At 50.1% G+C, this 3,062-nt stretch carries 1 rRNA gene; it reads right to left on the bottom strand.

Annotated features, from left to right (window positions below):
- Nucleotides 1-153 precede the first annotated feature (153 nt).
- Nucleotides 154-3,043 (bottom strand): 23S ribosomal RNA (locus tag Aso01_RS15770).
- Nucleotides 3,044-3,062 lie beyond the last annotated feature (19 nt).

Raw genomic sequence — 3,062 nt, 5'->3', positions numbered from 1 at the left:
AGACTGTGGATTGTATTTCACAGTGTGTGCCGTACTTTGTACCAAATGAGTTTAACGGATTGGAATATTGAGTCGGTATTTTATGTTCTAGCTTTCACTAAATCAAGTATTCGTATCGAATTTATCTTGCTACAACAACTGTTTGGGTGTTGTATAGTCAAGCCTCACGAGCAATTAGTATTGGTCAGCTTCACATATCACTATGCTTCCACATCCAACCTATCAACGTCCTAGTCTTGAACGGCTCTTTAGAGGAATAAATTCCTAGGGAAATCTTATCTTGAGGTAGGCTTCCCGCTTAGATGCTTTCAGCGGTTATCCCTTCCGAACATAGCTACCCGGCGATGCGACTGGCGTCACAACCGGTACACCAGAGGTTCGTCCACTCTGGTCCTCTCGTACTAGGAGCAGATCCTCTCAAATTTCCAGCGCCCACGGTAGATAGGGACCGAACTGTCTCACGACGTTCTAAACCCAGCTCGCGTACCTCTTTAAATGGCGAACAGCCATACCCTTGGGACCTGCTTCAGCCCCAGGATGAGATGAGCCGACATCGAGGTGCCAAACACCGCCGTCGATATGAACTCTTGGGCGGTATCAGCCTGTTATCCCCAGAGTACCTTTTATCCGTTGAGCGATGGCCCTTCCATACAGAACCACCGGATCACTAAGACCTACTTTCGTACCTGCTCGACTTGTGGGTCTCGCAGTTAAGCGCGCTTTTGCCTTTATACTCTACGCGTGATTTCCGACCACGCTGAGCGCACCTTCGTACTCCTCCGTTACTCTTTAGGAGGAGACCGCCCCAGTCAAACTACCCACCAGACATGGTCCTCGCCCCGGATTACGGGGCAGAGTTAGAACCTCAACATTACCAGGGTGGTATTTCAAGGATGGCTCCAATGGAACTGGCGTCCCATCTTCAAAGCCTCCCACCTATCCTACACAAGTAAGGTCAAAGTTCAATGTCAAGCTGCAGTAAAGGTTCACGGGGTCTTTCCGTCTAGCCGCGGGTACACTGCATCTTCACAGCGATTTCGATTTCACTGAGCCTCTGCTGGAGACAGCGCCGCCATCATTATGCCATTCGTGCAGGTCGGAACTTACCCGACAAGGAATTTCGCTACCTTAGGACCGTTATAGTTACGGCCGCCGTTTACTGGGGCTTCGATCAAGAGCTTCGCTTACGCTAACCCCATCAATTAACCTTCCAGCACCGGGCAGGCATCACACCCTATACGTCCACTTTCGTGTTTGCAGAGTGCTATGTTTTTAATAAACAGTTGCAGCGGCCTGGTTTCTGCGGCTGTCAATCGCTCAGGGAGCAAGTCCCATCACCATCAACAGCGTACCTTCTCCCGAAGTTACGGTACCATTTTGCCTAGTTCCTTCAGCAGAGTTCTCTCAAGCGCCTTGGTCTACTCGACCTGACCACCTGTGTCGGTTTCGGGTACGATTCCTGTGTAACTGAAGCTTAGAGACTTTTCTTGGAAGTATGGTATCAGCCACTTCGCTAGTAAACTAGCTTGCTATCGACTCTCAGCATAGAGCACCCCGGATTTGCCTAAGATGCATGCCTACTGTCTTCCACCTGGACAACCAACGCCAGGCTGACCTAACCTTCTCCGTCCTCTCATCGCATTACACAGAAGTATTGGAATATTAACCAATTTCCCATCGACTACGCCTTTCGGCCTCGCCTTAGGGGTCGACTCACCCAGCCCCGATTAACGTTGGACTGGAACCCTTGGTCTTTCGGCGAACGGGTTTTTCACCCGTTTTGTCGTTACTCACGTCAGCATTCGCACTTCTGATACCTCCAGCAGACTTCTCAATCCACCTTCATCGGCTTACAGAACGCTCCCCTACCACGTAACTTAAAGTTACATCCGCAGCTTCGGCACATAGTTTTAGCCCCGTTACATCTTCCGCGCAGGCCGACTCGACTAGTGAGCTATTACGCTTTCTTTAAAGGGTGGCTGCTTCTAAGCCAACCTCCTAGCTGTCTATGCCTTCCCACATCGTTTCCCACTTAACTATGATTTTGGGGCCTTAGCTGGCGGTCTGGATTGTTTTCCTCTTGACTACGGACGTTAGCACCCGCAGTCTGTCTCCCGGATAGTACTCATAGGTATTCGGAGTTTGCATCGGTTTGGTAAGTCGGGATGACCCCCTAGCCGAAACAGTGCTCTACCCCCTATGGTATTCGTCCGAGGCGCTACCTAAATAGCTTTCGGGGAGAACCAGCTATCACCAGGCTTGATTAGCCTTTCACCCCTATCCACAAGTCATCCCCTGGCTTTTCAACGACAGTGGGTTCGGTCCTCCAGTTAGTGTTACCCAACCTTCAACCTGCTCATGGATAGATCGCCTGGTTTCGGGTCTATACCCAGCAACTATACGCCCTATTAAGACTCGGTTTCCCTACGGCTCCCCTATGCGGTTAACCTTGCTACTGAATATAAGTCGCTGACCCATTATACAAAAGGTACGCAGTCACCGAACATGTCGGCTCCCACTGCTTGTATGCATGCGGTTTCAGGATCTATTTCACTCCCCTCACAGGGGTTCTTTTCGCCTTTCCCTCACGGTACTGGTTCACTATCGGTCAGTCAGGAGTATTTAGCCTTGGAGGATGGTCCCCCCATATTCAGACAAGGTTTCACGTGCCTCGCCCTACTCGTCATCATTGTGTGTGCCCTTTCGTGTACGGGAATATCACCCTCTACGTTCGCACTTCCCAGAGCGTTCCACTAGAACACACACAACTTAATGGGCTGTTCCCCTTTCGCTCGCCGCTACTAAGGGAATCTCAATTGATTTCTTTTCCTAAGGGTACTGAGATGTTTCACTTCCCCTCGTTCGCCTTGCATGACTATGTATTCATCATGCAATACCTATCTTATGATAAGTGGGTTTCCCCATTCAGACATCTCCGGATCAAAGGATATTTGCCGCCTCCCCGGAGCTTTTCGCAGGCTATCACGTCTTTCTTCGCCTCTGACTGCCAAGGCATCCACCACATGCACTTAATTACTTGACTATACAACCCCAAACAGTCG

The sequence above is a fragment of the Acinetobacter soli genome (genome assembly GCF_000760595.1).
GTDB classification, from domain to species: Bacteria; Pseudomonadota; Gammaproteobacteria; order Pseudomonadales; family Moraxellaceae; genus Acinetobacter; species Acinetobacter soli.
The sequence above is the reverse complement of the archived record's forward strand: the minus strand, read 5'-3'. Positions and strand labels throughout refer to the sequence as shown.